The following is a 1,410-nucleotide window of genomic DNA, read 5'->3' on the forward strand; positions in this document are numbered from 1 at the left end:
CCGGCGGGATTACGGAGAAGCTGTCCTCTCCAATGATCAGGGCAAGGCCACTGCCGTTGTCCCACTTCATGTGGAACTGGCCGATATCGTCGATGTAGTCCAGGGTGCCGGTGCTGCCCGGCTCCAGCTGGGTATAGGGGTCTTTCATCTCTCTGAGTTTGATTCGGGTTCCTGCGGGGAATTGCTCTCGCAGGAAATTCAGCCATTCCTTTGGAACTGACATTTACATACCTCCCATTTGAAAAGTTTGTTCTTCTTGGTGTGTTTCTCCCATCATCAGTACCTCCAGGCTTATCGTGCCGTGGTAGGCCACATACCCCCGGTCGGTAAATGTACCAGTCTCTTGATTCATGTGTTGCAGGCCGTACTTCTCGTAGTCATAGAACTCGTCCAGATTGGGGTCATACTCAAAGTGGCCGGACTGCTGGATCATGAACATTCCGTACTCTGCAGGGGTATGGGCGCCGGGGGCAAACTGGAACAAATCCAGATTCTCGGCCAGACAGCGGATCTGGCTGGCATTCTGCGGCTCAGCCAAGGCTACCACAGCCCCCAGCTTTTGAAGGTTATCCCGGTCAAGTCTGGCCACAGCCCATGCCAGATCGTTGAGGTCGAAGATGCTTTCCTGCTTGAAATCCAGTGCTACACCCACCTCCATAGGGAATTCGCTGCTCCCTACTTGAAAGCACATATCCTCCGGATCTTGGATGCCAGAGCGAAGCATTCCACGTTCCAGCTGTTTCCTTGTGGCGGGGAGGTAGAGCCAAGTGGCTTTCTTGGTGTTTTCCGGCTGTCCCTTGGAGATCAGACCCAGGGACAGCACTGCACCCTCGTAGAGGTAGCAGGGGAGGTGCTTGCCGTCATAGATCTGCTTCAACTGCATCCCATTGTCGTAGACCACACCGTAACGTGTGACGGTAGCTGGGGTGCTTTCCATCAGAAGAATTGCGGTTTCTTCACCATCCAGATTCCCCAACTCCTCGGTGCTGGCGCAGCCGCCGTGGGTGTTCATGTAGTGGTTACGGCCTATGGCTTCCAGGTCAGAAAAGTCCGTGATGACGGTGGCCTGCTGGCAGCAGAAGGATAGGTTGATCAAGTCTTTCAGGCTGGTGAGACCCAGTTTCTCAGCCATGGCCTGGAACTGTGCCACCTCGCCATCATCAAAACTGTCCAGCCGCTTGGCCAGATAGTCCAGTTCCTCCAGATTCACCTGAGTGCCCTCCAGCTGATTCAGCACTGGCCAGGGGCAGTGGAGCTTGTCCAAATGGCAGTCCTGGTTGGAGGCACCCCCAATTTCCAGTGACTCCAGCAACTCCACACAGCTGTCATACTGCTCTTTGGGGATGGGAAGGGGAATGGTAACAACACCAAATTCCGGGTGGTTGATATTGCTCAATTCTGCGCCTATCA

2 protein-coding genes are annotated in these 1,410 nt (G+C 54.5%); both read right to left on the reverse strand.

Annotated features, from left to right (window positions below; all coding sequences use genetic code 11):
* Positions 1-223 (reverse strand): DUF4314 domain-containing protein (locus H9X86_RS12035; RefSeq protein ID WP_204901732.1); only part of this gene is annotated, 223 nt, incomplete at its 3' end.
* The gene (locus H9X86_RS12040; RefSeq protein ID WP_346011475.1) at positions 224-1,408 is read right to left on the reverse strand and encodes an antirestriction protein ArdA; all 1,185 of its coding nucleotides are present in this window, start codon (positions 1,406-1,408) and stop codon (positions 224-226) included. It abuts the gene before it with no gap.
* Between the last annotated feature and the right edge of the window lie 2 nt (positions 1,409-1,410).

The sequence above is a fragment of the Pseudoflavonifractor capillosus genome (assembly GCF_016902575.1).
GTDB lineage: Bacteria > Bacillota > Clostridia > Oscillospirales > Oscillospiraceae > Enterenecus > Enterenecus capillosus_A.